Source organism: Porcipelethomonas ammoniilytica (assembly GCF_025567485.1).
Lineage (GTDB): Bacteria > Bacillota > Clostridia > Oscillospirales > Ruminococcaceae > Porcipelethomonas > Porcipelethomonas ammoniilytica.
On record NZ_JAOQKH010000053.1, the window covers coordinates 1,578 to 3,112 of the forward strand.

3 protein-coding genes are annotated in these 1,535 nt (G+C 31.6%); all 3 read right to left on the reverse strand.

Annotated features, from left to right (window positions below; genetic code table 11):
* Nucleotides 1-147: 147 nt before the first annotated feature.
* The gene (locus tag OCV67_RS13005) at nt 148-780 is read right to left on the reverse strand and encodes a BRO-N domain-containing protein (RefSeq protein WP_147644366.1); all 633 of its coding nucleotides are present in this window, start codon (nt 778-780) and stop codon (nt 148-150) included.
* Between the two features lie 12 nt (nt 781-792).
* On the reverse strand, nt 793-1,197 hold the full coding sequence (locus OCV67_RS13010; protein ID WP_147644367.1) for a hypothetical protein: 405 nt from the start codon (nt 1,195-1,197) through the stop codon (nt 793-795).
* 34 nt (nt 1,198-1,231) lie between these two features.
* A partial coding sequence (locus OCV67_RS13015) for a hypothetical protein (RefSeq protein ID WP_262644643.1) occupies nt 1,232-1,535 on the reverse strand: 304 nt, incomplete at its 5' end.

Genomic DNA, 1,535 nt, shown 5'->3' on the forward strand with positions numbered 1-1,535 from the left:
CATCTCAATAGCATTTTTCATTTTTGCAACAAATTCATCAGAAAAATCCCGCTGTAATATTTGTTCTCTAGTTTCCATTCTTATTACCTCCATATTTCAATTTTAAGCCTGCTTTTAGGCATTCTGATTTTAACCCTGTATAGCGAATTATTCATGTTCCAGTTTTCTAAAACCATTATTTTCAAGCCTTTTAAGTGAATTCGGATAATTAATATAAAACTTAATACCGCAAATACGTCCCTTTTCATTACGGCAAGGCTCGGAGCTTATGTACCCTGACTGTTTAAGCTTGTTAAGATGATTTTTATACATGTCTGTACCCATTTTCAAGTCGTTCAGTACTTTTGAACGGCTTATTACAAACTCTGATTTGCCCTTCGCACATCTGCATAAGTACATAAATATAGTTTTTGAAGCTGCTGTCAGACTTGAATCTTCCAATATTTCAGCGCTTATTGCATTATATCCTCCGGTTCTATGTATCTCCGGAAGTATTTCATGGGTAATCCATCGGCGAAAAGCTTTGGCTTCAGGCTTATCACTTCGGAGAATTACTGAATATAACCCACTTTCATTGACTATTGTTGCATTTTGTTTACCTCCAAGGGTATGAATTGAAGTCATACCCTTTTCATCTAAATCAAGTCTATCCGCAACTTTTGACGGTGTTGATAAATCTAATACCTTACATATATCACTCAACACCCACCACGTTTCACCGTTACTTTCAATCATTCTGATCGGTGAATTTTCATATAAAAATTCTTGTACATTATTCATTTTTCTTTCCTTTCATTTTAAATAAACATCATATTTCTGTATAATAAAATCCTTCGGAAGATACATTTTTACATCCCAAGAATATGTAATATCCATATACGGCTGTTCATCAGCTTCAAGATTATCATAAATTGTCACATCATCATAATAGTATTTTTGCAGTTTTTTACCGCCGTCATCTGTTGCCTGATAAACAAAATAATACTGTTCATCATCACAACTTCCACACCCAAGTACAAAATTTCCCTTGCCGTTGTCTTCTAAATCAACAGAATATATTTCTACAATTTCCTTGTCATTAACATTTTTAATAACTAATTTATCTATACAAAAACGTAATAAAACTGCCAATAATATTCCTGTTAAAACTCCTAAAATTGAACCAATAACACCTATTAATATTTTTCTGCCTGTCATTATCAAATCCTCCTATAGTAACACGAAAATTTCATTAAAAAATATTTATAAACCTTGCAATATAAACCCACATTCCAAACGAAAAAGCAATCAATCCGATATAAATACTATAAAACCCAAAAGGACTCTGACGTATACAATAATCACACGTATTCTCTGATTTATCAAAATACTCTGCTTTTATGCATCCCTTGCACTTCCATTTTTTTCTGTCTTTTTCATTTTTATTATCCATAGAATTTTGTTTATTTTTTCTGTAGCAAAACAAAAGATATACAGCCAATATCGGCAGTAAACTAAATAATATCAGCAATATTATTCTAAAGCTAAATAACATA

What these genes read in the sequence shown, in the direction of transcription:
- OCV67_RS13005 (WP_147644366.1), bottom strand. Translation starts at nt 780, where the DNA reads ATGAATAATGTACAAGAATTTTTATATGAAAATTCACCGATCAGAATG.
- OCV67_RS13010 (WP_147644367.1), bottom strand. Translation starts at nt 1,197, where the DNA reads ATGACAGGCAGAAAAATATTAATAGGTGTTATTGGTTCAATTTTAGGA.